The sequence below is a fragment of the Streptomyces sp. NPDC058864 genome (assembly GCF_042742985.1).
Lineage (GTDB): Bacteria > Actinomycetota > Actinomycetes > Streptomycetales > Streptomycetaceae > Actinacidiphila.
In genome coordinates this window covers 25,536-46,385 of the sequence record NZ_JBHYMQ010000022.1, presented here as the reverse complement: position 1 = coordinate 46,385, position 20,850 = coordinate 25,536, and the positions used below count along the sequence as shown (strand labels likewise).

The 20,850-nt window shown below is 70.6% G+C and carries 16 protein-coding genes and 2 pseudogenes; 8 read left to right on the top strand and 10 right to left on the bottom strand.

Annotation, left to right across the window (positions count from 1 at the left end; genetic code table 11):
• The first annotated feature begins 9 nt into the window (after positions 1-9).
• The gene (gene glpK, locus ACFW3D_RS18945; protein WP_500505302.1) at positions 10-1,524 is read left to right on the top strand and encodes a glycerol kinase GlpK; all 1,515 of its coding nucleotides are present in this window, start codon (positions 10-12) and stop codon (positions 1,522-1,524) included.
• On the opposite strand, the gene ACFW3D_RS18940 is transcribed toward glpK, so the two are convergent.
• Positions 1,502-2,392, bottom strand: coding sequence for a PhzF family phenazine biosynthesis isomerase (locus ACFW3D_RS18940; RefSeq protein WP_500505301.1), 891 nt, complete (start codon positions 2,390-2,392; stop codon positions 1,502-1,504). The genes glpK and ACFW3D_RS18940 overlap by 23 nt on opposite strands.
• 99 nt (positions 2,393-2,491) lie before the next feature.
• Here ACFW3D_RS18940 and ACFW3D_RS18935 point away from each other — a divergent pair, with 99 nt between their 5' ends.
• Complete coding sequence (locus ACFW3D_RS18935; protein ID WP_500505300.1) at positions 2,492-3,379, top strand: LysR family transcriptional regulator; 888 nt, start codon at positions 2,492-2,494, stop codon at positions 3,377-3,379.
• 101 nt (positions 3,380-3,480) lie between these two features.
• On the opposite strand, the gene ACFW3D_RS18930 is transcribed toward ACFW3D_RS18935, so the two are convergent.
• Entirely contained in the window at positions 3,481-4,176 is a 696-nt protein-coding gene (locus ACFW3D_RS18930) for a hypothetical protein (protein ID WP_500505299.1), read from the bottom strand.
• Between the two features lie 310 nt (positions 4,177-4,486).
• Here ACFW3D_RS18930 and ACFW3D_RS18925 point away from each other — a divergent pair, with 310 nt between their 5' ends.
• Together ACFW3D_RS18925 and ACFW3D_RS18920 are read left to right on the top strand one after the other, a co-directional pair.
• Complete coding sequence (locus ACFW3D_RS18925; protein ID WP_500505298.1) at positions 4,487-5,698, top strand: sensor histidine kinase; 1,212 nt, start codon at positions 4,487-4,489, stop codon at positions 5,696-5,698.
• Between the two features lie 687 nt (positions 5,699-6,385).
• Positions 6,386-6,670: a hypothetical protein gene (locus ACFW3D_RS18920; protein WP_500505297.1), complete on the top strand. Its 285-nt coding sequence runs from the start codon at positions 6,386-6,388 to the stop codon at positions 6,668-6,670.
• A 253-nt stretch (positions 6,671-6,923) separates the two neighbouring features.
• On the opposite strand, the pseudogene ACFW3D_RS18915 reads toward ACFW3D_RS18920, so the two are convergent.
• Positions 6,924-8,090 (bottom strand): annotated as a pseudogene (locus ACFW3D_RS18915) (IS3 family transposase).
• Positions 8,091-8,168: 78 nt separating this feature from the next.
• On the opposite strand from ACFW3D_RS18915, the pseudogene ACFW3D_RS18910 reads away from it, so the two are divergent.
• Positions 8,169-8,315: pseudogene (locus ACFW3D_RS18910) on the top strand (site-specific integrase); the annotation flags it as partial.
• A 238-nt stretch (positions 8,316-8,553) separates the two neighbouring features.
• Here ACFW3D_RS18910 and ACFW3D_RS18905 read toward each other — a convergent pair.
• A complete protein-coding gene (locus ACFW3D_RS18905; protein ID WP_500505296.1) occupies positions 8,554-9,132 on the bottom strand; it encodes a site-specific integrase in 579 nt (192 codons plus the stop codon).
• Between the two features lie 204 nt (positions 9,133-9,336).
• Complete coding sequence (locus ACFW3D_RS18900) at positions 9,337-9,549, bottom strand: hypothetical protein (RefSeq protein ID WP_500505295.1); 213 nt, start codon at positions 9,547-9,549, stop codon at positions 9,337-9,339.
• 658 nt (positions 9,550-10,207) lie between these two features.
• Between ACFW3D_RS18900 and ACFW3D_RS18895 the strand changes: the two genes are divergently transcribed.
• Positions 10,208-10,465, top strand: a complete 258-nt coding sequence (locus ACFW3D_RS18895) for a hypothetical protein (RefSeq protein WP_500505294.1) — start codon at positions 10,208-10,210, stop codon at positions 10,463-10,465.
• A 235-nt stretch (positions 10,466-10,700) separates the two neighbouring features.
• Here the strand turns inward: ACFW3D_RS18895 and glnA2 are convergent, their stop codons facing one another.
• Entirely contained in the window at positions 10,701-12,062 is a 1,362-nt protein-coding gene (gene glnA2, locus ACFW3D_RS18890; protein ID WP_500505293.1) for a gamma-glutamylpolyamine synthetase GlnA2, read from the bottom strand.
• A 270-nt stretch (positions 12,063-12,332) separates the two neighbouring features.
• On the opposite strand from glnA2, the gene ACFW3D_RS18885 reads away from it, so the two are divergent.
• Positions 12,333-14,090, top strand: a complete 1,758-nt coding sequence (locus tag ACFW3D_RS18885; protein ID WP_500505292.1) for an NAD+ synthase — start codon at positions 12,333-12,335, stop codon at positions 14,088-14,090.
• 929 nt (positions 14,091-15,019) lie between these two features.
• Here the strand turns inward: ACFW3D_RS18885 and ACFW3D_RS18880 are convergent.
• The 4 genes from ACFW3D_RS18880 to ACFW3D_RS18865 all read right to left on the bottom strand — a co-directional run bounded on the left by ACFW3D_RS18880 (position 15,020) and on the right by ACFW3D_RS18865 (position 19,775).
• Entirely contained in the window at positions 15,020-16,246 is a 1,227-nt protein-coding gene (locus ACFW3D_RS18880; protein ID WP_500505291.1) for an MFS transporter, read from the bottom strand.
• A 94-nt stretch (positions 16,247-16,340) separates the two neighbouring features.
• Positions 16,341-17,261: an endonuclease/exonuclease/phosphatase family protein gene (locus ACFW3D_RS18875; protein WP_500505379.1), complete on the bottom strand. Its 921-nt coding sequence runs from the start codon at positions 17,259-17,261 to the stop codon at positions 16,341-16,343.
• Positions 17,262-17,529: 268 nt separating this feature from the next.
• On the bottom strand, positions 17,530-18,174 hold the full coding sequence (locus ACFW3D_RS18870; protein WP_500505290.1) for a TetR/AcrR family transcriptional regulator: 645 nt from the start codon (positions 18,172-18,174) through the stop codon (positions 17,530-17,532).
• Positions 18,171-19,775 carry a DHA2 family efflux MFS transporter permease subunit gene (locus tag ACFW3D_RS18865; RefSeq protein ID WP_500505289.1) on the bottom strand — a complete coding sequence of 535 codons (1,605 nt, stop codon included), beginning with the start codon at positions 19,773-19,775 and terminating at the stop codon, positions 18,171-18,173. The genes ACFW3D_RS18870 and ACFW3D_RS18865 overlap by 4 nt, the downstream gene beginning before the upstream one ends.
• A gap of 170 nt (positions 19,776-19,945) precedes the next feature.
• Here ACFW3D_RS18865 and panB point away from each other — a divergent pair, with 170 nt between their 5' ends.
• A complete protein-coding gene (gene panB, locus ACFW3D_RS18860; protein WP_018556940.1) occupies positions 19,946-20,827 on the top strand; it encodes a 3-methyl-2-oxobutanoate hydroxymethyltransferase in 882 nt (293 codons plus the stop codon).
• The last annotated feature ends 23 nt before the right edge of the window (positions 20,828-20,850 follow it).

Here is a 20,850-nt window from a genome sequence, read left to right as displayed (position 1 = left end):
GCCCCGATCATGGTTGAACGGTATGTGTTGTCCATCGACCAGGGCACCACCTCCACCCGATGCATCCTCTTCGACCACCGGGGCCGCCTGGTGTCGGTCGCCCAGCGCGAGCACCAGCAGCACTTCCCCAGGCCCGGCTGGGTCGAGCACGACGCCCTGGAGATCTGGCGCAACCTCGAGCGCATCGTGCCGCAGGCGCTCTCCTCCGCCGAGATAGCGCCGGAAGAGGTCGCCGCGATCGGCATCGCCAACCAGCGGGAGACGACCGTGCTGTGGGACCCGCGAACGGGCGTACCGCTGGGCCGGGCCATCGTCTGGCAGGACACCCGTACCGCGCCCCTCGTCGAGCGGCTGCGCAAGGACCCCGGCGACGGCTTCTTCCTCGAACGCTGCTGCCTGCCGCCCTCCACCTACTTCTCCGCGCCGCGGATCCGCTGGCTCTTCGACGAGGTGCCCGGGCTCGAGCAGCGCGCCCGCGACGGCGAACTGCTCTTCGGGACGATGGAGACCTGGCTGATCTGGAACCTGACGGGCGGGGCCGAGGGCGGCCTGCACATCACCGACGCCACCAACGCCAGCCGCACCATGCTGATGAACATCCGCTCGCTGACCTGGGACCAGGAGCTGCTGGACTTCTTCGGCGTCCCCCGTGCGATGCTGCCGGAGATCCACGCCTCCGCCGAGAACTACGGCGCGGCCCGGACCGTCCTGCCCGGGGTCCGCATCACCGCCGCCCTGGGCGACCAGCAGGCGGCGCTCTTCGGCCAGACCTGCTTCTCCCCCGGCGAGGCGAAGTGCACCTACGGGACCGGCAGCTTCCTGCTGCTCAACACCGGTTCCAAGATGATCAGGTCGCGGCACGGGCTGCTCTCCACGGTCGCGTACAAGATCGACGACCAGCCGGCGGTCTACGCCCTGGAGGGCTCGATCGCCGTGACCGGCTCGCTGGTGCAGTGGTTCCGCGACCGCCTCGGGCTGATCAACAGCGCTCCGGAGATCGAGACCCTCGCCCGCACCGTCGAGGACAACGGCGGCTGCTACATCGTGCCCGCCTTCTCCGGTCTCTTCGCCCCGCACTGGCGCAGCGACGCCCGCGGGGTCATCGTCGGCCTCACCTCGTACATCACCAAGGGGCACCTCGCCCGGGCCGTCCTGGAGGCCACCGGCTGGCAGACCCGCGAGGTCGTCGACGCCATGAACGCCGACTCCCAGCTCGGGCTGAAGGAGCTCAAGGTCGACGGCGGCATGACCGCGGACAACCTGCTCATGCAGTTCATCGCCGACGTCCTCGACGTCCCCGTGGTCCGCCCCATGGTCGCCGAGACGGTGTCCCTGGGCGCCGCCTACGCCGCCGGCCTCGCCTCCGGCTACTGGCCGGACCTGAAGGTGCTGCGGAACAACTGGCACCGCGCCGGGCAGTGGCTGCCCGACATGGACCCCGGGCGCCGCGAGGCCGAGTACGAGAACTGGCAGCGCGCCGTCGAGCGTTCCATCGGCTGGATCAGACAGCCCGGGGCCCCGTGACCGGCGGCGCGGGCAGCGGCACCGCCCGGCCGGTCACCCGCACCCTGGGGTCCCGCGGATCGACGGCCACCAGCAGCTCGCTCGGGCGGCCCATGTCCTCGCCCTGCCGCACCACCACCCGGGCCGCCTCCGGCACCAGGCCGAGCTCCCGCAGGTAGCCGCCGAAGGCCGCCGCGGCCGCGCCGGTCGCCGGGTCCTCGACGACCCCGCCCACCGGGAAGGGGTCGCGGGCGTGGAAGCGGTGCAGGGCCTCGCGCCAGACCAGGTGCACCGTGGTCCACCCGTGGCGGCGCATCACCGCGGCGAGAGCGTCGAAGTCGTACGCCAGGTCCGCCAGCCGGGCCCGGTCGGCGGCGGCGAGCACCAGGTGGTGGACCCCTCCGAAGGCCACGTGCGGCGGCAGCGCCGGGTCCAGCTCGCCCCGCTCCCAGCCCAGCGCGGCGAGCGCCGCGTCCAGTTCGGCGTCCGCGGCCGGACGGGACCGCGTCGGCACGCTGGTGAGCGTGGCGTGCAGCGCCCCCTCGCCGTCCGCGGCCGTGAGCACCGGGATCTCCCCCGCAGGGGTGTCGAAGACCAGCTCGCCGGGGCCGATGCGCTCCGCCAGCGCGACGGCCGTCGCGACGGTCGCGTGCCCGCAGAAGTCGACCTCCGCGAGGGGGCTGAAGTAGCGCAGGGTGAACCGCCGGCGGGCGGGGTCCGCGGCCGTGACGAACGCCGTCTCGGAGTAGCCGACCTCGGCGGCGAGGGCGAGCATGCGCGGCTCGTCGAGGTCCGAGGCGTCGAGGACGACGCCGGCCGGATTGCCGCCCGCGGGGTCGGAGCTGAAGGCGGTGTAGCGCAGCACGTCGGTACCGGTTCCGGTTGTCATGCCGTCCACGCTGTCACACCTGATTCATCGACGGAAACGATGGTTCTCCATCACAACGATTGATGTGTCCGATCGCGCGGCGGGGACTACGGTCGAGCCGTGGACACCCGACTGCTCACCACCTTCCTCACCCTGGCGAGGACGGGGAACTTCACCGGCGCGGCCGCCGAGCTGCACCTGTCGCAGTCCACCGTGACGGCGCAGATCAAGTCCCTGGAGAAGGAGCTGGGCGTACGGCTCTTCGACCGCATGCCGCGCGGCGCGCGGCTCACCGGCGCCGGGCGGCGGCTGATGACGGAGGCCGAGGACGTCCTCGAAGCGGAGACGCGCCTGCGCGGCACGGCGGCCGGGGACGCCCGCTCCGGCGGGACCGTCGTCCTGGGCGCCGGTGACACGCTCTGCTCGACCCATGTGCCCCGGATCGTCGCCGCCCTGCGCCGTACGCACCCCGGCATCGACGTCCACCTCCACCCGGCGGGCACCGACTCGGCGGTGGAGGGGCTGCGGGCCGGCCGGCTCGACGCCGCCCTGCTGCTGGAGGACCAGGTCGCCCTGCCCGACATGACGGCCCGCCGGCTCGCCGTCGAACCGCTGGTCCTCATCGCCGCCCCCGACCACCCGCTGGCCGCACCGGGCCGGCCGGTCACCTGGGAGGAACTCGCCCGGGAGACCTTCTTCCTCCACGAGGAGGGCTGCTCGTACAGCGACCGCGTCGCCCGCGAACTCCTCGGCGTCCCCGGCGCCCGGCCGCGGCTGACCCGGCTCGGCAGCAGCGAGGCCGCCCGCAATTGCGTCGCCGCGGGCCTCGGCCTCGGCGTCCTCCCCCGCGCCACCGTCCGCACCGCCCTGCGCGACGGCGTCCTCACCGCCGTCCCCGGGCCCCACCTCCCCGACGTGCCCGTCCACCTCGTCCGCCGCCGCGGACGATGGACCTCCCCGGCGATCCGGGCCGTCCTCGACGCGCTGGCCGAGCACTTCTCGCGGTAGCGGAGGGACGGACCCCGAAGAACGGTGTACCTCCCGCCCGGGGGCGCCGTCACCCGGAGCGCTGTGCCCACGGGCCGGACGGGCCACCCTGACCCGGGGCCTCAGTCGTCGTGCAGGAGGTCGAGTCGTTCCGTCGCCCGCTGCCATCCCGACGCGTCCGCCCGGGCGCGGGTCCGCAGTTCCGTGGCCAGATGCCGCAGTCCGGCGCTCCCAGCCGCCCGGACCAGCGCGAGGTCTTCCGCCTGGCGCTGCGTCTCCAGACCCGGTCCCGGCAGCCCGGGCTCATACCGGTCCGCGGCCATGGCGGTGATCTGCAGGCAGCGCAGGGCTCCGTCCCAGGGCCCGCCGTCGCAGGCGACGACCGCCTCCTCGACCGCCATGAGCGCGTCGAGATGCATCGCCACCGCCCCCTCGGGCTCCGCCTCCTCCAGGAACTCGTCGACGCCGTCCACGGCTTCGTCATCGGGGGTCTCGTCCTCGTCGACGCCGAACGGTTCGTAGGAGTGGAACAGTTCGCGGAGCGAGAGGTCCGTGTAGCGCTCGGTTTCCCGGGCCAGTTGCTCCGCCGGCAGGCTTGTCCGCGTCGATGCCGCCCCGTCACCGCCCAGGATGCCGGCCCAGCATTCGTCGAGCAGGTCCCTCACCACCGCGGCGGTCGAGCCGCCGTGGCGCTGGAAGCGCCCATCGGCAAGGCACCCCGATATGCGCTCGGCGGCCGCCAGGCCCACCAAGGCCGCCGCCCGAGAGTCCAGGGCGCCCAGTGCCGCCTGCCACGCCCGGAAGTCCCAGTTCCTCATGACCCGCCCCAATCCGATGTGTCCGCGTCGCTCCGGGCAGGCGGCACCACTCTGCCCGCCCGGGTCGGTTCGGGGCGCGGCGACCGGACCCGCGCGGCCGGTTCGGAAGACAACGTACGCGGTCGGTCCGGGGGCCCGACGCGCAGATACGTCACGGAGGCCCCGGCCGCCCGGCCTTACGGAGGACACATGCCGTCACGTGCACCATGTCGACGTTGGATCAACAGCCGTCAAGGAGCAACGTGCCTCGCTGCGTCCGGCCCGCGCCCACGCACCCCCTCCCCTCCTCCCGGGGAAGACAGGGAACCCCATGACCAACCGAGCCCCGGGGGACGGGGGAACCCTCTCCCTGCCGCTGCGCCCGACGATCCGAATACGGCTAGCGCTGCTGTACGGCGGGATGTTCACGATCGCCGGCGTCCTCCTGCTGTCGATCATGTACGCGCTCAGCGTCCAAGCACTTCAGCGCGGCGGCGAACCTCTCTTCACGCTTCTGCCGGGCAGCACCGTTCAGCTCACCAGCAACATGTGCCCCGGCCTCGAATCGGGGCAGTCGGCCGCGCAGGCGAACGCCGTACTGGGCGAATGCATGCACCGGCAGCGTGAGCTGGCCCTGGACGACTTGCTGCGCCGCTCCCTCTTCGCCCTGCTCGGCCTGAGCATCATCGCCCTGGCCTTCGGTTACGCAACGGCGGGACGCGTGCTCTCGCCGCTGGGCCAGATCACCCGGGCCGCCCGCCATGTGGTGGCCGGATCCGATCTCTCGCGGCGGATCAAGATGGACGGGCCGGACGACGAACTGAAGGAGCTGGCCGACACTTTCGACGAGATGCTGGAACGCCTGGAGCGGTCCTTCGACGCCCAGCGCCGCTTCGTCTCCAACGCCTCGCACGAACTGAGAACTCCCCTGGCGATCACGCGCACGATGCTGGAGGTCCAGCTCGCCGATCCCGACGCCTCCCTGGATCTGCAGCAGATGGGCAAAACCCTGCTGGCCACCAACGAGCGCAGCGAACAACTGGTGGAAGGCCTGCTGCTGCTCGCCCGCAGCGACAACGAGATCGTCGACCGCAAGCCGGTCGACCTCGCGGAGGCGGCCGCCCAGGCGCTGGAACAGACCCGCAGCGAGGCCGCCGCCAAGGGCGTGGCGCTGCGCAGCACACTGGGCACGGCCGTGGTCCAGGGCAGCGGGGTCCTGCTGGAGCGCATCGCGCTGAACCTCGTTCAGAACGCCGTCCGGCACAACGTCCGCGAGGACGGCTGGGTGGAGGTCACCACCGGGACCCGGAACGGGCAGGCGGTCCTGGTGGTCTCCAACACCGGCCCCGTAGTCCCGGAGTACGAGATCGACAACCTCTTCGAGCCGTTCCGGCGCCTCCGCCAGGAGCGCACGGGGAGCGACAAGGGCGTCGGCCTCGGCCTCTCGATCGCACGCTCCGTCGCACGCGCCCACAGAGGCCGCATCGTCGCGGAACCCCGCGCGGGAGGTGGCCTCGTCATGCGTGTCACGCTGCCGGCGTGACGCGCCGGCCGGCCGGGGAACTCAGCCTTGCGTGAAGCGTCGGCGCCCACCCCGCACACCGACGATCGGGCGAGCTGGACCGCGTCCGGCCCGACGCCGCTGGAGGGGGCCGGGATGAGCACCGTGCCACCGGCCTTCAGGCCCGCGGCGTCGATGAGGGCGCCGCAGGACCACCGGGACGGCGGGCGGGCGCTATGGCCGGCTCGCTGTGGATGGGGTGGTCGGTGGCCCGGAAGCAGGGCATCAGGCCGACGGCATCACCTACGGTGAAGCCGTCGATTGCCGGGCCGCAAGCATCGAGCCGCCGGCCCGGATCGCATCGCCCTCGGGGAACCCCGCTGACCTGCGACTACAGGTTCGGGAGGTTCTTGCTCGCCTCACAGCGCTCAATTACCCCAGTTTGGAAGACTGAGGCTGCGGACCGTGCTTCACCTGGGCGGACGCTGACCTGCGGCAACGCCGTTCCGTCACTGCTGTTCCCCGTGGCTCCCCGTTCGGCACCGCCTCACGTGGCACGACTCTGGCACGCCTGCTCCCCTCGATGGGAACTGTCGGCACGACGGTCGCTGAGGTCTGCACATCCGATCACGTGGCTGCTCTACAGCGAGCCACCGTTCGTGGCCGGCCACTCAGAAGTGCTGAACCTCAAGGATTGACCCGGGCACCCTCGCACGCCACGATCACTGTGTGATCACAACTGCGGCCGGTCCAGCGTCCTTTGTGCCCACTTTCATGCTCGTCGTCAGCCTGGTGTTCCTCTGCCTCGGCGTCTTCTTTCTCTCCGAGCGGGGTTCTGTCTGGGCTCGCAACCGGGTCGAGAAGCAGCACGAACGCCAACTCGGGACGAGGTCCGACTCGCTGGCTCGGGTGCGCGGCTACGAAGTGCGGCTCACTCGGCTTCTCGCGATCGTTTGGGTAGTTACTGGCTCGGTCATCGCTCTGGCCTGCATCGCACTGCTCACCCTCGGTTAAGTGGCTTGATACGCCCAGCAGCCATTCGAGGCCAGGACTATCGACGAGGCTGGCCGGAGAGGCCTGCCATGGGGCGAGAGATCAGGGCCCGTACGCTGGCCGCGAATCGGGCTGGCTCCTGGCCTGCCCGCAGTAGACCGATGTGGGCCCCGGTCTTCGAGGCTCACCCATGGCCTGCACTCGCCGCTGCCGGGCTGATCCCCATCCCTGCGAACGGCGGCGGGTCTGATGCAGGTTCGGGTGACAGGTTCGGTCACGCGGCCTGGAGGGCCGGTGGGGTCATGACGGTTTCGAATTCGACGGGGGTCAGCCGGCCGAGTGCTGCTTGTCTGCGGCGGCGGTGGTAGGTCCGCTCGATCCAGGTCACGATCGCGATCCGCAGTTCTTCACGGGTGGCCCAGGTCCGGCGGTCGAGGACGTTCTTCTGCAGCAGGCTGAAGAAGGACTCCATGGCCGCGTTGTCGCCGGCTGCCCCGACTCTGCCTATCGATCCGGCAATCCGGTGACGGTCGAGTGCCCGGACGAATTTCCGGGACCGGAACTGCGATCCGCGATCGCTGTGCAGGATGCATCCGTCGACGTGTTCGCGCCGGGCCACGGCGTTGTCCAGGGCGGTCACGGCCAGGCGGGACTTCATCCGCACGTCGATGGAGTAGCCCACGATCCTGTTGCTGAAGGCGTCCTTGATCGCGCAGAGGTACAGCTTGCCGTCGCCGGTGGCGTGTTCGGTGATGTCGGCGAGCCACAGGCGGTTCGGAGCGTCAGCGGTGAAGTTGCGGCGGACGAGCGAGGTCGTCGTGCACCGGCGGGCCGGCCTTCTTGATCCTTCCGCGCTTCTTGCCGAACACGCTCCACCAGTGGTTGTCCCGGCAGATCCGCCATGCGGTCCGGTCGGCCATCGCGGCCCCCGAGCTGCGGGCTTGGTCGGCCAGGAAGCGGTAGCCGAACTCGGGATCCTCGCGGTGGGCGTCGAACAGCGCGTTCGCGCGATGAGCCTCCTCCAGCACGGTGTCGGTCACCGGCTTGTCGAGCCAGCGGTAGTAGGGCTGTCTGGCGAGCTTGAGCACCCGGCACGTCACCGTGACGGGCATCCCGTCCGCGGCCAGCTCTTTCACGAGCGGGTAGATCCTTTTCCCGGCAGATGAGCCTGCGACAGGTAGGCCGCGGCCCGGCGCAGGACCTCGTTCTCCTGCTCCAGCAGCTTGATCCGCCGACGCGCTTCCCGTAGTTCCGCGCTCTCCTGGCTGGTCACCCCGGGCTTGGCCCCGTCGTCGATGTCCGCCCGGCGCATCCATTTCCACAACGTCATCGGGTGGACCCCGAAGTCGGTGGCCACCTGCTCGACTGTCACCCCCGGGCCGCGGTTCCTCGCGACTCGCACGACGTCTTGGCGGAACTCTTCCGGATAGGGCTTGGGCACAGCGACATCCTTCCCACCCGCCCCACAAGGCAAGCCAGTTCAGATGTCACCCGATCGTGCAGCAGACCCGCTCCTCCGGACCGCGGGGTTCCGTTGGAGGAGATCTCGCGATCGGTCGGCCACTCGGGGACGGCGGTCACTGAGGAGGTCTGCCGGAAGCCGATCCGCCCCGTGATCCAGACAGGGGCGGTCGCGATGGACGGCATCTTCAAGCGCGATCCGAAGCCGTGGACACTCAACAGCACGCAGGGCCGGTCTCCCCACTGGGAACCCGGCCCTGACTGCATTTTTCGGAGTCGGGGTGGCGGGATTTGAACCCGCGGCCTCTTCGTCCCAAAGCAATGGGAGCGACCTTGTGACCTGCGGCCGAACCGCTTGTGACCTGGGCGGACCGTCCGCGAGTGTCCGTGGTTGTGTGCCCACGAGCGGGGCCGTTGTAGCGCAGTTGGACACTCAGTAGAACTTACGGACCAGTGGCGGTGGAGAAGCACAGGCGCAGACTGTCCTTGGTCCAGTCACAGTTGAACTCGATGCCGGCTGCCCGGCTACTACGGATGACGATGTTCGCGGCGGCACCAGCCGAGAGTCGACCGGTCGGGTCGTAGGCCGCGCGCTTGCCTTGTGTCGCGCTCCTTGGCACCCATGCGTACCCGTCGGTCCGCACGAACAGCGGTCCGTCGGTGCGGCCTGCTGCGTGCAAGCTGTCGAGCAGTCTGCGAGTTGCTGCTACCGCGCAGTTCGTGGGGTCAACGCGCTGCCGCGACAGTGAAATCAGGTCCTCTCGCTCCCCATCCTGGCGGCGGATCTTCAGCGCCAGGCCTTCGCGTGTCGCGGTCACGTCGGCGATGTCGAGTGAGACGAGTTCGCGCACCGTGGCATCACAGGTGTGGCCGAGCAAGAGCAGGGCGGCACCGCGATAGCCGGGGATCGTCGGCGAGATCGCCGCCAGTACAACACGCAGGGCATCGGAGAGGGCAGCAGTCGCGGTGAGGTCAGGCCCAATCACGACATCTCCTAACGGATCACGATCGCCGCTCAGCATGGGTCAGATGCGGGTGACGTCATCATGACCTGTGTCATTGGGGCCGACCACCGCTTTAGGAGCGAGGTGGGGCGATCACAGTCTGACCTGTAGGTTCCCAGCCTGGGGCGGAGTCGACGGCGCTTCCCCCTGCGTACCGCGATTCCCCCTGACTCCCCGCCCGTTCTGGCACGAGAGTGGCACGGGCTCCGCGCGCTGCAAGGATCACCGGTCGATCAGAGTGACGGCGGCACCCAGCACGAAGGCGCTCCCCCAGAAGATCAAAAAGTAGGGGGCAACATTAGCGATGATCTTGTCAGTCTTCCGGCGGCCATGTCTGTCTGGCCCTCGTACGACAGGAGCCGTTGGAGCCTGCTCGACTCGTCGTCGAAGGTAGATTCCCGCGGCGATCGCGCCCGCCCCGAGCAGCAGCATCACGACGTATGTGTAAGCCGCTGTAGCTCCTGTCAGCTCACACTGCCCGTCTCGCCAGATCTCGCCGCTTCCACACTTGGTCATGCGTTCCCTTTCGAGCGGCCGCCCGTGCGCGCGGGCCGGTTGCCGTAGCTCTCTGATGTTCTCGCTGCACGCACAGCCAACCAGCAGCAGAGTGCTGTGGGTGCCAGCGGAAGCAAGCTCACGAGCAACCTTTTGGCCCATGCGGTGGGACCGGCTTCGACTGGAATCCATGTACCCACTGGGTCTTTGACCACCTCGACCACCTGCCCGGGTCGGCCCCTCAAGCGCACCCTCACCTGGGGCGACCGGGCAGCAGTTTCCGGCTGCACCAGGTCCCCAGTGCACTCGACGTGGCTACCGGCTCGCCATTCAAATTTCTCGTCGCATGCCACGATGCGGATGCTCTCTGGCTTCCCAGCCAAGCCCAATCCCAGTGCGCCGAGCGCAACCGTATAGGCCGTGACGCCCAGGAAAATGAGGGCGATGACGCCCCAGGAAATGGAAGCAACAGCCCGCCCCAGCACGCCAGCCCCGCCCTTCTGCCTCACCCCGCCGGCAACCAGGGCTGAGGGTACCTGCGAGCGCGGCCATCCATGACTATGAGGTCGGCGTGGAGAGGCTTTGGGTTGGAGCTGCGATGACTGCTGTGCAATCGATGATGGACATCAAACTCGCTGCGGCCGATGAACCCGCACGAGTCACCTTTGAGCCTATTGGCGTAGTTTTCGAGATCACCACGGGCGATTTCATCACCGTGAGGTTCGACTCCGCCCTGGCATCCTTGGTCGAGATCTATCACTGGTCGAATGGGATCTCGGTCTGGCTTCCCTATCCCGGAGAGTCCGACTACGTCGTTCTCGACTCCAGTGATCAGGAGATGATCCGGCTGTGGTGACTCAAGGATCCGGGCTCCACGTTCTGGATCCTCCGGCCTCGGACGAGCGGCTGGTCGTCCCGGTGGCCCCGATGCCGCAGTCTCCGACACCGGCCCACCGGCACACGCGCCAGTCGCCGCCTTCATCCTCGGACGGCCGACAGACGGCCCAGGTGAGTTGAAACGACCCCGGGCCGACAGCATCGCGCCGCCGGCCCGGATCGTCGTCACGCGGGGGAACCCCGTTGACCTGCGCCTACAGGTTCGGGAGGTTCTTGCGGAGCTCGAACGCCGTGACCTCGCTCCGGTACTCCTCCCACTCCTGCTTCTTGTTGCGCAGGAAGAAGTCGAAGACGTGCTCCCCCAGCGTCTCGGCAACCAGCTCGCTGCGCTCCATGAGGGAGATGGCCTCGCCCAGGTTCTGCGGGAGGGGCTGGATGCCGAGCGCGCGGCGCTCGCCGTCGGAGAGGGCCCAGACGTCGTCGTCGGCGCCGGGCGGGAGCTCGTAGCCCTCCTCGATGCCCTTGAGGCCCGCGGCCAGGAGGACGGCGTAGGTGAGGTACGGGTTGGCCCCGGAGTCGATGGAGCGGACCTCGACCCGGGTGGAGCCGGTCTTGCCGGGCTTGTACATCGGGACGCGGATGAGCGCGGACCGGTTGTTGTGGCCCCAGCAGATGTACGAGGGGGCCTCGCCGCCGGCGCCCGCGGTGCGGTTGGCGCCGCCCCAGATGCGCTTGTACGAGTTGACCCACTGGTTGGTGACCGCGGAGATCTCGTCCGCGTGCCGGAGCAGGCCCGCGATGAAGGAGCGGCCGACCTTCGACAGCTGGTACTCGGCCCCGGACTCGTGGAAGGCGTTGCGGTCGCCCTCGAAGAGGGAGAGGTGCGTGTGCATGCCGGAGCCGGGGTGCTGGCTGAACGGCTTGGGCATGAACGTGGCGTTCACGCCCTGCTCCAGCGCGACCTGCTTCATGACCAGCCGGAACGTCATGATGTTGTCGGCGGTGGACAACGCGTCCGCGTACCGCAGGTCGATCTCCTGCTGGCCGGGCGCGCCCTCGTGGTGGGAGAACTCCACCGAGATGCCCATCGACTCCAGCATCGTGATGGCCTGGCGGCGGAAGTCCTGGCCCACGTTCTGCGGGGTGTGGTCGAAGTAGCCGGAGTTGTCGGCGGGCACCGGCACGGTGCCGTCCAGCGGCAGGTTCTTCAGCAGGAAGAACTCGATCTCCGGGTGCGTGTAGAAGGTGAACCCGAGGTCGGAGGCCTTGGCCAGGGACCGCTTGAGGACGAAGCGGGGGTCGGCGTACGACGGGGAGCCGTCCGGCATGAGGATGTCGCAGAACATCCGGGCCGTGCCGGGGGCCTCGGCGCGCCACGGCAGGATCTGGAAGGTGCCGGGGTCGGGCTTGGCGATCATGTCCGACTCGTACACCCGGGCGAAGCCCTCGATCGCGGACCCGTCGAAGCCGATGCCCTCGTCGAAGGCCTGCTCCAGCTCGGCCGGCGCCACGGCGACCGACTTGAGGTAACCCAGCACGTCGGTGAACCACAGCCGCACGAATCGGATGTCGCGCTCTTCGAGGGTGCGGAGCACGAACTCCTGCTGCTTATCCATAGCTATCCAACCTCACAGGTCATGGGGCCTGTTGTCCGTGCCGGCTCGAGCGAGGGCCAGACCAGTATCACGCCGCGGGGTTACCGGCCTGTTTCGGCGGCGGCCGGGACCGCCGGACACCCCTCGCCACCATTGTGATGCACCCTTGCGATCTTGACACAGGGGGACGACCCCGGAAAGGCCCGTCCGTCACGGCTTCCGGGTCCGAGTGCGCGACCCCACAGGCGTCACCCACGACATCGCGTCGATTTGACGATTACACTGGGCGGCGTGCCTCAACTTCGCCTCGCCCTGAATCAGATCGACTCCACCGTCGGCGACCTCGCCGGAAACGCGGAGTCGGTAGTGCGCTGGACCCGGCACGCGGCCGAACAGGGAGCCCATCTCGTGGCCTTCCCGGAGATGGCGCTGACCGGGTACCCCGTGGAGGACCTCGCCCTGCGCTCCTCCTTCGTCGAAGCCAGCCGTGCCGCCCTGGAGGCGCTCGCCGAGCGCCTGGCGGCCGAGGGCTTCGGGGAGCTGCCGGTGGTCGTCGGCTACCTCGACCGCAGCGAGAAGGCCCAGCCCCGCTACGGCCAGCCCGCCGGCTCGCCGCGCAACGCCGCGGCCGTGCTGCACGGCGGGAAGGTCGTGCTCAAGTTCGCCAAGCACCACCTGCCGAACTACGGCGTCTTCGACGAGTTCCGCTACTTCGTGCCCGGCGACACCCTCCCGGTGATCCGGGTGCACGGGGTCGACGTCGCCCTCGCCATCTGCGAGGACCTGTGGCAGGACGGCGGCCGCGTGCCCGCCGCCCGCACCGCCGGCGCCGGCCTGCTGCTCTCCGTCAACGCCTCCCCTTACGAGGTCGCCAAGGACGACACCCGCCTCGACCTGGTGCGCAAGCGCGCCCAGGAGGCGGGCTGCACCCTCGCCTACCTCGCCATGATCGGCGGGCAGGACGAGCTCGTCTTCGACGGCGACTCCATCGTCGTCTCCGAGGACGGCGAGGTGATCGCGCGGGCCCCGCAGTTCGAGGAGGGCTGCGTCCTGGTCGACCTCGACCTCCCGGCCGCGGACACCACGAAGGTGCCGGGCGGCATCGCCGACGACGGCCTGGAGATCGAGCACGTCACCCTCTCCGCCGAGCCGCTTCCCGCGTACGAGCCCGAGGTGCGCGGCGGCGAGGCCCCGCGGCTGGGCGACGACGAGGAGGTCTACACGGCGCTCGTCGTCGGCCTGCGGGCGTACGTCGCCAAGAACGGCTTCCGCTCCGTGCTGATCGGCCTCTCCGGCGGCATCGACTCCGCCCTCGTCGCGGCCATCGCCTGCGACGCCGTCGGGGCCGCCAACGTGTACGGCGTCTCCATGCCCTCGCGGTACTCCTCCGACCACTCCAAGGACGACGCCGCCGAGCTGGCCCGGCGTACCGGGCTGAACTTCCGCACCGTGCCGATCGGCCCGATGTTCGACTCCTACATGGCCTCCCTGGAGCTGACCGGGCTGGCGGAGGAGAACCTCCAGTCCCGCCTGCGCGGCACGACGCTGATGGCCATCTCCAACCAGGAGGGGCACATCGTCCTGGCCCCGGGCAACAAGAGCGAGCTCGCGGTCGGCTACTCCACGCTGTACGGCGACTCGGTCGGCGCGTACGGGCCCATCAAGGACGTCTACAAGACGACCGTCTTCCGCCTCGCGAAGTGGCGCAACGAGGCCGCGGCGGAGCGGGGCCAGACCCCGCCGATCCCCGAGAACTCCATCTCCAAGCCGCCGAGCGCGGAGCTGCGGCCCGGCCAGGTCGACACGGACTCCCTGCCGGACTACGACGTCCTGGACCGGGTGCTGGCGATGTACGTCGACCAGGACAAGGGGCGCGACGCGATCATCGCCGCCGGGTTCGAGGGGGAGCTGGTGGCGAAGGTGCTGCGGATGGTGGACACGGCGGAGTACAAGCGCAGGCAGTACCCGCCGGGGACGAAGATCTCCGCGAAGGGGTTCGGCAAGGACCGCAGGCTTCCCATCACGAACCGCTGGCGCGAGCACGCGTGACGCTGCGCTAGCGGTCCGGGGTGTCGTGCGGGGGCGTCCGGGTACCCCTTGCCGCCCGTCGCTGTGTGCGCGCCGCTGGAGTTTCTCCCCCGCCCACCCCCAGCCTCCGGCCGGGGACCCCCATCCGGCGCCCTCGGTGCGGGCCTGCCCGACCGGGGGTCGAGCCCTGGTTCGGGGCGGCGCCGGGGGCGATGACACCCGTGGTCGGGTGCGGGTTCGTCTCGCGCCCTTCGGGCGCAAAGCGGCGGGCTGCGGGAGGGAAAGGTGGGGGGCGCTTTCTCGGCGGTGTGCGGGTAGGTGCGTTGCCGGGGTTCAGGCTCCGGAGCGGAGCCCGTTGTCCGTGGGTTCCGGTCTCGTCGCCGTCCGCGGGTGCAGACGGGTGGTTGCGACGCCCACGGTTCGCGGGTGGCGCGCCCGCCGTAACCGGCGTCTGCGGGTGGTTTCCCGACAGGCAAGGGGCCCGAAGAGTGGTCTCCCGAGATCGGGCTCGCTTCCACCGACATACTCGGCGAAACAGAGCCCGATCTCCCCCGGCTCAAAGACCGGGCCCGCTTCCACCGAACATTCTCGGCGGAACAGAGCCCGATGCCCCATGGCCCGCTCGACAGCACCCCGGATCACCCGCAGACGCCGGTCACGGCGGGCGCGCCCACCACGCACCGAAGGCGCGGAAGCGGCCATCTGCACCTGCGGACGGCGATGAGACCCGCACCGCTGGACACGCGAACCGCTCCGGAGCCGGAACCCCGCCAAGCACCAACCCGCACAGCGGCGACGTGGGCCGCCCCCACCCTCCCCTCTGCAGCCCGCATCCTTGCGACCGCAGGGAGCGAGACGGCGGGACAGCCGACGACAGCGGAACCAGCCGGTAGGGCCCGCAGGGCCGGTACCGCCACCGTCTCCTCCAGGACCGACGACGGCGGCCCCCGTCAGCCCACCCGCTCCGCGGACCGCACCACGGGGTCGGACGCCACGACGACCCGGGACGAGGACGCCGCCCCCGCGCTCCCCGTCGCGCGCCGTTCGAAGAGCGCCGCGAGGGCCGCGATCCCGAGTCCCACGACCGCCAGCCCCGCACCCGCCACCGCCGGGGCCCCGTACCCGAGACCGCGGGCCAGCACGACCCCGCCGAGCCAGGCACCCCCCGCGTTGGCCAGGTTGAACGCGGCCTGGTTCGCCGCGGAGGCCAGCGCGGGCGCGTGCCGGGCCTTGTCCATGACGAGCATCATCATGGGCGACCCCGTCGCGAACGCCGCGATCCCGAGCAGGACGACCGTGAGGGCCGCGCTCCAGCGGGCGTGCGCGCTGACCGTGAACAGCAGCAGGACGACCGCGAGCGCGCCGAGCCCGCCGAGCAGGGCGGGCCGCAGGGCGCGGTCGGCGAGGCGTCCGCCGAGGAGGTTGCCGATCGTCGCGCCGACGCCGAAGAGGGCGAGGACGAGCGTGACGCTGCCCTCCCCGAACCCGGCGACCTCCGTGAGCATGGGCGTGACGTAGCTGTAGACCGCGAAGACCGCGGCGAAGCCGAAGATCGTGGTGCCCAGCGCCAGCCAGACCTGCCCGCTGCGGAAGGCCGACAGTTCCCGGCGCAGGCCGCCGCCCGGGGCGAGGGGGATACGCGGGACGAGCAGGGCGATGCCGGCGATGGCGGCGAGGCCGATGACGCCGACGGTGAGGAAGGTGGCGCGCCAGCCGAGGTGCTGGCCGAGGAGGGTGGCGGCGGGGACGCCCACGATGTTCGCGACGGTGAGCCCGGCGATCATCAGGGAGACGGCGCGGGCCTTGCGCGCGGGGTCGACCATGCCCGCGGCGACGACCGCGCCGACGCCGAAGAAGGCGCCGTGCGGGAGCCCGGACAGCACACGGCCGGCGAGCAGCCAGCCGAAGCCGGGGGCGAGGGCGGAGAGGGTGTTGCCGACGGTGAACAGGCCCATGAGGGAGAGGAGCAGGGCCTTGCGCGGCATCCGTGTGGTGACCGCGGCGAGGAGGGGGGCGCCGATGACGACGCCGAGGGCGTAGCCGGAGACGAGGTAACCGGCGGTCGGGATGGAGGTGTGCAGGTCGTCCGCGACGTCGGGCAGCAGGCCCATCATCACGAACTCCGTCGTACCGATGCCGAATGCGCTGATCGCCAGTGCGAGCAGGGCGAGAGGCATGTCAGACCTTTCCGGGGCAGGGTCGGGAGCAGCTATAAGTTTAACTGCGGAACAAAGTCTGCCCGGCCCGTTCTTCCCGTGGGCGAAGAACTCGTTACGGGAGTGCTACCTTCGCCGCCACCGGCCGGTGGTCACTGCCCGTGGCGGGCAGCACCCAGGAGTCGGTCGGCTCCGCGCCCCTGACGAGGATCTGGTCGATGCGGGCGGTCGGGAAGCCGGCGGGCCAGCTGAAGCCGAAGCCGTCGCCGGCGGCACCCTGCGTGGAGCGCATCTGGGAGGTGATGTTGGCGAGCGCGCGGTCGTTCATCGTGCCGTTGAGGTCGCCCATGAGGATCACGTCGGGCACCTTCTCGTCCGCGACGGCCTCGCCGAGCGCGTCGGCGCTGCGGTCGCGCTCGCCGGCGGTGAAGCCCGCGTTGAACTTGACCCGCACCGAGGGCAGATGGGCGACGTAGACCGCGACCTTCCCGTGCGGCGTGGCGGCGGTGGCGCGCAGCGCGCGGACCCAGCCGAGCCGGATGTCCACCGGCCGCACCTGGCTGAGCGGGTACCTGCTCCACAGCCCGACGGTGCCCAGCCTGGCGTGGTACGGGTAGCGGGTCTTGAGTCCCGACTCGTAGACGGAGACCTTCCCGGCGGGGATCTCCTCCAGCGCGACGAGGTCGGCCCCGGAGCCGACGAGGGCCTGGGCGGTGCGCGCGGGGTCGGGGTTGTCGGCGTTGACGTTGTGGGTCACCACGGTGAGGTCGCCGCCGCCGGTGTGCTTGTCCGTGAGGAGCCCGCCGAAGAAGTGCAGCCACACCACGACCGGCAGCAGGAGGGCGATCAACGCGGTCGCGGAGCGCCGCAGCAGGCCGACCACCAGCAGCACCGGCACGACGAGTCCGAGCCACGGCAGGAAGGTCTCCAGCAGACTGCCCAGGTTCCCGACCCGGTTGGGCACCGCTCCGTGAAAGGCCATCACCACCGTGACGGCGAGGGCCAGTACGGCCGTGATGATCCCGCGCCGCCACATGCCGTGGCCGAACACCCAGTACCGCCGGAAGCGTCCGAAACGTCCGTTCGCACCCGAAACCTGCGGCTTGTCACCGCTGTCGGTGGTCACGTCCGCGTCATACGCCTGCGCCATGGGAGGAGTCCTCACTGTCTTGCCAGGTGCTCAGTCGACCATAGGGGATCGACGCCGGGAGGACGGGACTCGCCGGGCGACAGGTTCCCGGCCGCCCGGCGGAAAGGGGGCCCTGTGACAGAACCCGGACATTCCCTCCCGCCCCCACGCCGGTTCAGCGCCCGGCGCGGACACCCTGCAGCACCGAGTCGACGATCAGCTCGGACAGCCCCTCCGGCAGCGTCGCGTCGGGGCGCAGCATCGAACGGGACAGCATCGGGCCGATGAAGAGGTCGCCGAGGAGCTCCGGGTCGATGTCGTCGCGGAGTTCGCCGGTGCGGACGCCGCGCAGGAGGACCTCCTGGACCTGCGCGCGCCGGGCCGCGATGACGGTGTCGTGGTAGGCGGCCCACAGTTCCGGCTCGGTCTGGGCCTGGGCGATGACGTTGCGCAGCAGGGCGGAGGAGCGCTTGACCAGGGCCCTGCGCCGTATGAACTCGACGCAGGTCACCAGGTCGTCGCGGACCGACCGTCCGGCGAGCCGCGGGGTCTGCTCGTCGACGGACTTCATGACGTCGAGCATCAGCGCGTTCTTGCCCGCCCAGCGCCGGTAGACGGTGGCCTTGCCGACCCCGGCGGCGCGGGCGATGCGCTCCATCGACAGTTCCCCGATCGTGGCGCCCTCCTCCAGCAGGCTGAGGACGGCCTCGATGATCGCGGTGTCGGCGGCGGCGTTGCGCGGACGGCCGCGCGGGACGCGCAGGGAGGGCCCGGGTGCCGTGCCGGCGTCCGGTTCCGCCGCCGCGCGGATGCCGGTCACCGCTCCGCCCCCACCGGGCTGGCCTCGCGTTCCTCGCCGCCGGCGGGGCGGGCCCCGGCGGTCCTGCCGGGCAGGAAGAAGAGGACGACGAGCATGCCGAGCAGCGCGACACCGCTCGCGACGTAGGCGGTGACGTGCATGGCGTCGAGGAAGGCGTCCGTGGCGGGGGCGATCAGCGCCTTGCCCGCCGGGCCCATTCCCTCGGCCACGGCGCGCGTGGCCTCGATGGACTCGCCGGCCTGGTGCTGCACCCCGGCGGGGAGGCCGGTCAGGTGGTCCGCGATGCCGTCACGGTAGACCGTCGACATCAGCGAGCCCAGGACCGCAACGCCGAGCGCGCCGCCGACCTGCCGGAAGGTGTTGTTGACGGCGGAGCCGGAGCCGGCCTTCTCGCGCGGCAGGGAGGACATGATGGCGACGGTCGCGGGCGGCATCACGTGGGCCATGGCCGTGCCCATGAGGAAGAACAGCACCTCCAGCTGCCAGATCGGGGTGTCGGCGTCGAGCAGCTGGAAGCCGAGGAAGCTGAGCGCTATCAGCGCGAGCCCGGCGGCGCAGGTGGCGCGGGCGCCGATGCGGTCGACGACCAGCCGGGCGCGCGGCGCGAAGACGAGCTGGGCGACGGCGAGCGGGAGCAGCAGCAGACCGGAGTCCAGGGCGCTGTAGCCGCGCACGCTCTGGGTGTAGAAGACCATGAAGAAGGTCACGCCCATGAGCGCGAAGAAGACCAGGCCGATCGCGGAGACCGAGGCCGAGAAGGTCGGGTTGCGGAAGTAGGAGACGTCGAAGGCCGGGTGGCTGCTGCGGGCCTCGTGCCAGACGAAGGCGCCGAGGACCACGAGGCCGCCGATGATCGTCGCCAGGGGCGTGGGGGCGGTGAAGTCCGCGAGCTGGCCGCCCTTGATGATGCCGTACACCAGCAGCACCAGGCCGACGATGGAGAGCAGTACCCCGAAGGGGTCGAGGCGGCCCGGCCGCGGGTCGCGGGAGTCCGGGACGATGAGCACCATCGCGACCAGGGCGACGGCGATGATCGGCACGTTCACCAGGAAGACCGAGCCCCACCAGAAGTGGTCGAGCAGGAGTCCGCCGGTGACCGGGCCGATGGCTATCGCCAGGCCCACCGCACCGGTCCAGATGCCGATCGCCTTGGGCTGCTCCTCGCGCTCGAAGACGTTGATGATGATGGCGAGCGTGGCGGGCATCACGAAGGCGCCGCCGAAGCCCATGACCGCGCGGAAGGCGATCAGCTCGCCCGAGGAGCCCGCGAAGGCGGAGAGCACCGATCCGATACCGAAGACGGCCATGCCGAAGAGCAGCACCTTCTTGCGGCCGAGGCGGTCGCCGAGCAGGCCCGCGGTGAACAGCAGGCCGGCGAAGACCAGCGTGTAGGAGTTGATCGCCCACTCCAGCTGGCTCTGGGTGGCGCCCAGGCCGGTCGGGGCGGGTTCGGCGATCGTCTTCATCGCGACGTTGAGGATGGAGTTGTCCAGGACCACCACGAGGAGGCTGAACAGCAGGACGGTCAGGATCCCCCAGCGGCGGCGGTAGACCGCCTCCGGGACGCTGAGGCTCGGCGGCTGCACTGTGTCGGCGGGCATGGGGCCAACGTAGACCCGATTTCCGATACGGGACCGTCTCGTATTGTAAAACCTCGGCAAAAGGGGGAGTGGCGCACGCCCCCCTTTGCGCGGACGGCGGTGCGTGTCAGCATGGAAGCAGTCCGGGGACGCCGTCAGGGCGCCTCGAGATGACACAAGGAGCCGTTGCAATGACGCATGCCGTTCCGGCTGCCCAGACGCCCGCCCAGCCCGCTCCCGACAGCAGCAAGGCGCTGTACGGCGGCAAGGGGACACGGCGGATCACCGTCCGGGACATCGCCGCCGCCAAGGAGCGCGGCGAGAAGTGGCCCATGCTCACCGCCTACGACGCCATGACCGCCTCGGTCTTCGACGAGGCCGGCATCCCCGTGCTGCTGGTCGGCGACTCGATGGGCAACTGTCACCTCGGCTACGAGAGCACCGTCCCGGTCACGCTGGACGAGATGACGATGCTGTCCGCCGCCGTCGTGCGCGGCACCAAGCGCGCGATGGTCATCGGCGACCTGCCGTTCGGCTCGTACCAGGAGGGCCCGACGCAGGCGCTGCGCAGCGCGACCCGGCTGGTCAAGGAGGCCGGGGTGGGCGCCGTGAAGCTGGAGGGCGGCGAGCGCTCCGCCCAGCAGATCGAGCTGCTGGTCCAGGCCGGCATCCCCGTGATGGCCCACATCGGCCTCACCCCGCAGTCGGTCAACGCCTTCGGCGGCTACCCCGTCCAGGGCCGCGGCGAGGAGGCCGCCCAGCAGCTGCTGCGCGACGCGAAGGCCGTGCAGAACGCCGGCGCCTTCGCCGTCGTGCTGGAGCTGGTCCCCGCCGAGCTGGCCGCGGAGGTCACCCGCATCCTGCACATCCCGACGGTCGGCATCGGCGCGGGCGTGGAGTGCGACGCCCAGGTGCTGGTCTGGACGGACTTCGCCGGGATGACCGGCGGCCGGGTGCCGCGCTTCGTCAAGCAGTACGCGGCCCTGCGCGAGACCCTCGGCGGTGCGGCGAAGGCCTTCGCCGAGGACGTCGTGGGCGGCGCCTACCCGGCCCCGGAGCACAGCTTCCACTGACCCCTGAGGACCCGTCGCGGCGG

What these genes read in the sequence shown, in the direction of transcription:
- ACFW3D_RS18940 (WP_500505301.1), bottom strand. Translation starts at nt 2,392, where the DNA reads ATGACAACCGGAACCGGTACCGACGTGCTGCGCTACACCGCCTTCAGC.
- ACFW3D_RS18875 (WP_500505379.1), bottom strand. Translation starts at nt 17,261, where the DNA reads ATGTGGCGGCGCGGGATCATCACGGCCGTACTGGCCCTCGCCGTCACG.
- ACFW3D_RS18865 (WP_500505289.1), bottom strand. Translation starts at nt 19,775, where the DNA reads ATGCCCGCCGACACAGTGCAGCCGCCGAGCCTCAGCGTCCCGGAGGCG.
- ACFW3D_RS18880 (WP_500505291.1), bottom strand. Translation starts at nt 16,246, where the DNA reads ATGCCTCTCGCCCTGCTCGCACTGGCGATCAGCGCATTCGGCATCGGT.
- ACFW3D_RS18925 (WP_500505298.1), top strand. Translation starts at nt 4,487, where the DNA reads ATGACCAACCGAGCCCCGGGGGACGGGGGAACCCTCTCCCTGCCGCTG.
- ACFW3D_RS18930 (WP_500505299.1), bottom strand. Translation starts at nt 4,176, where the DNA reads ATGAGGAACTGGGACTTCCGGGCGTGGCAGGCGGCACTGGGCGCCCTG.
- glpK (WP_500505302.1), top strand. Translation starts at nt 10, where the DNA reads ATGGTTGAACGGTATGTGTTGTCCATCGACCAGGGCACCACCTCCACC.
- panB (WP_018556940.1), top strand. Translation starts at nt 19,946, where the DNA reads ATGACGCATGCCGTTCCGGCTGCCCAGACGCCCGCCCAGCCCGCTCCC.
- ACFW3D_RS18895 (WP_500505294.1), top strand. Translation starts at nt 10,208, where the DNA reads ATGACTGCTGTGCAATCGATGATGGACATCAAACTCGCTGCGGCCGAT.
- glnA2 (WP_500505293.1), bottom strand. Translation starts at nt 12,062, where the DNA reads ATGGATAAGCAGCAGGAGTTCGTGCTCCGCACCCTCGAAGAGCGCGAC.
- ACFW3D_RS18905 (WP_500505296.1), bottom strand. Translation starts at nt 9,132, where the DNA reads ATGCTGAGCGGCGATCGTGATCCGTTAGGAGATGTCGTGATTGGGCCT.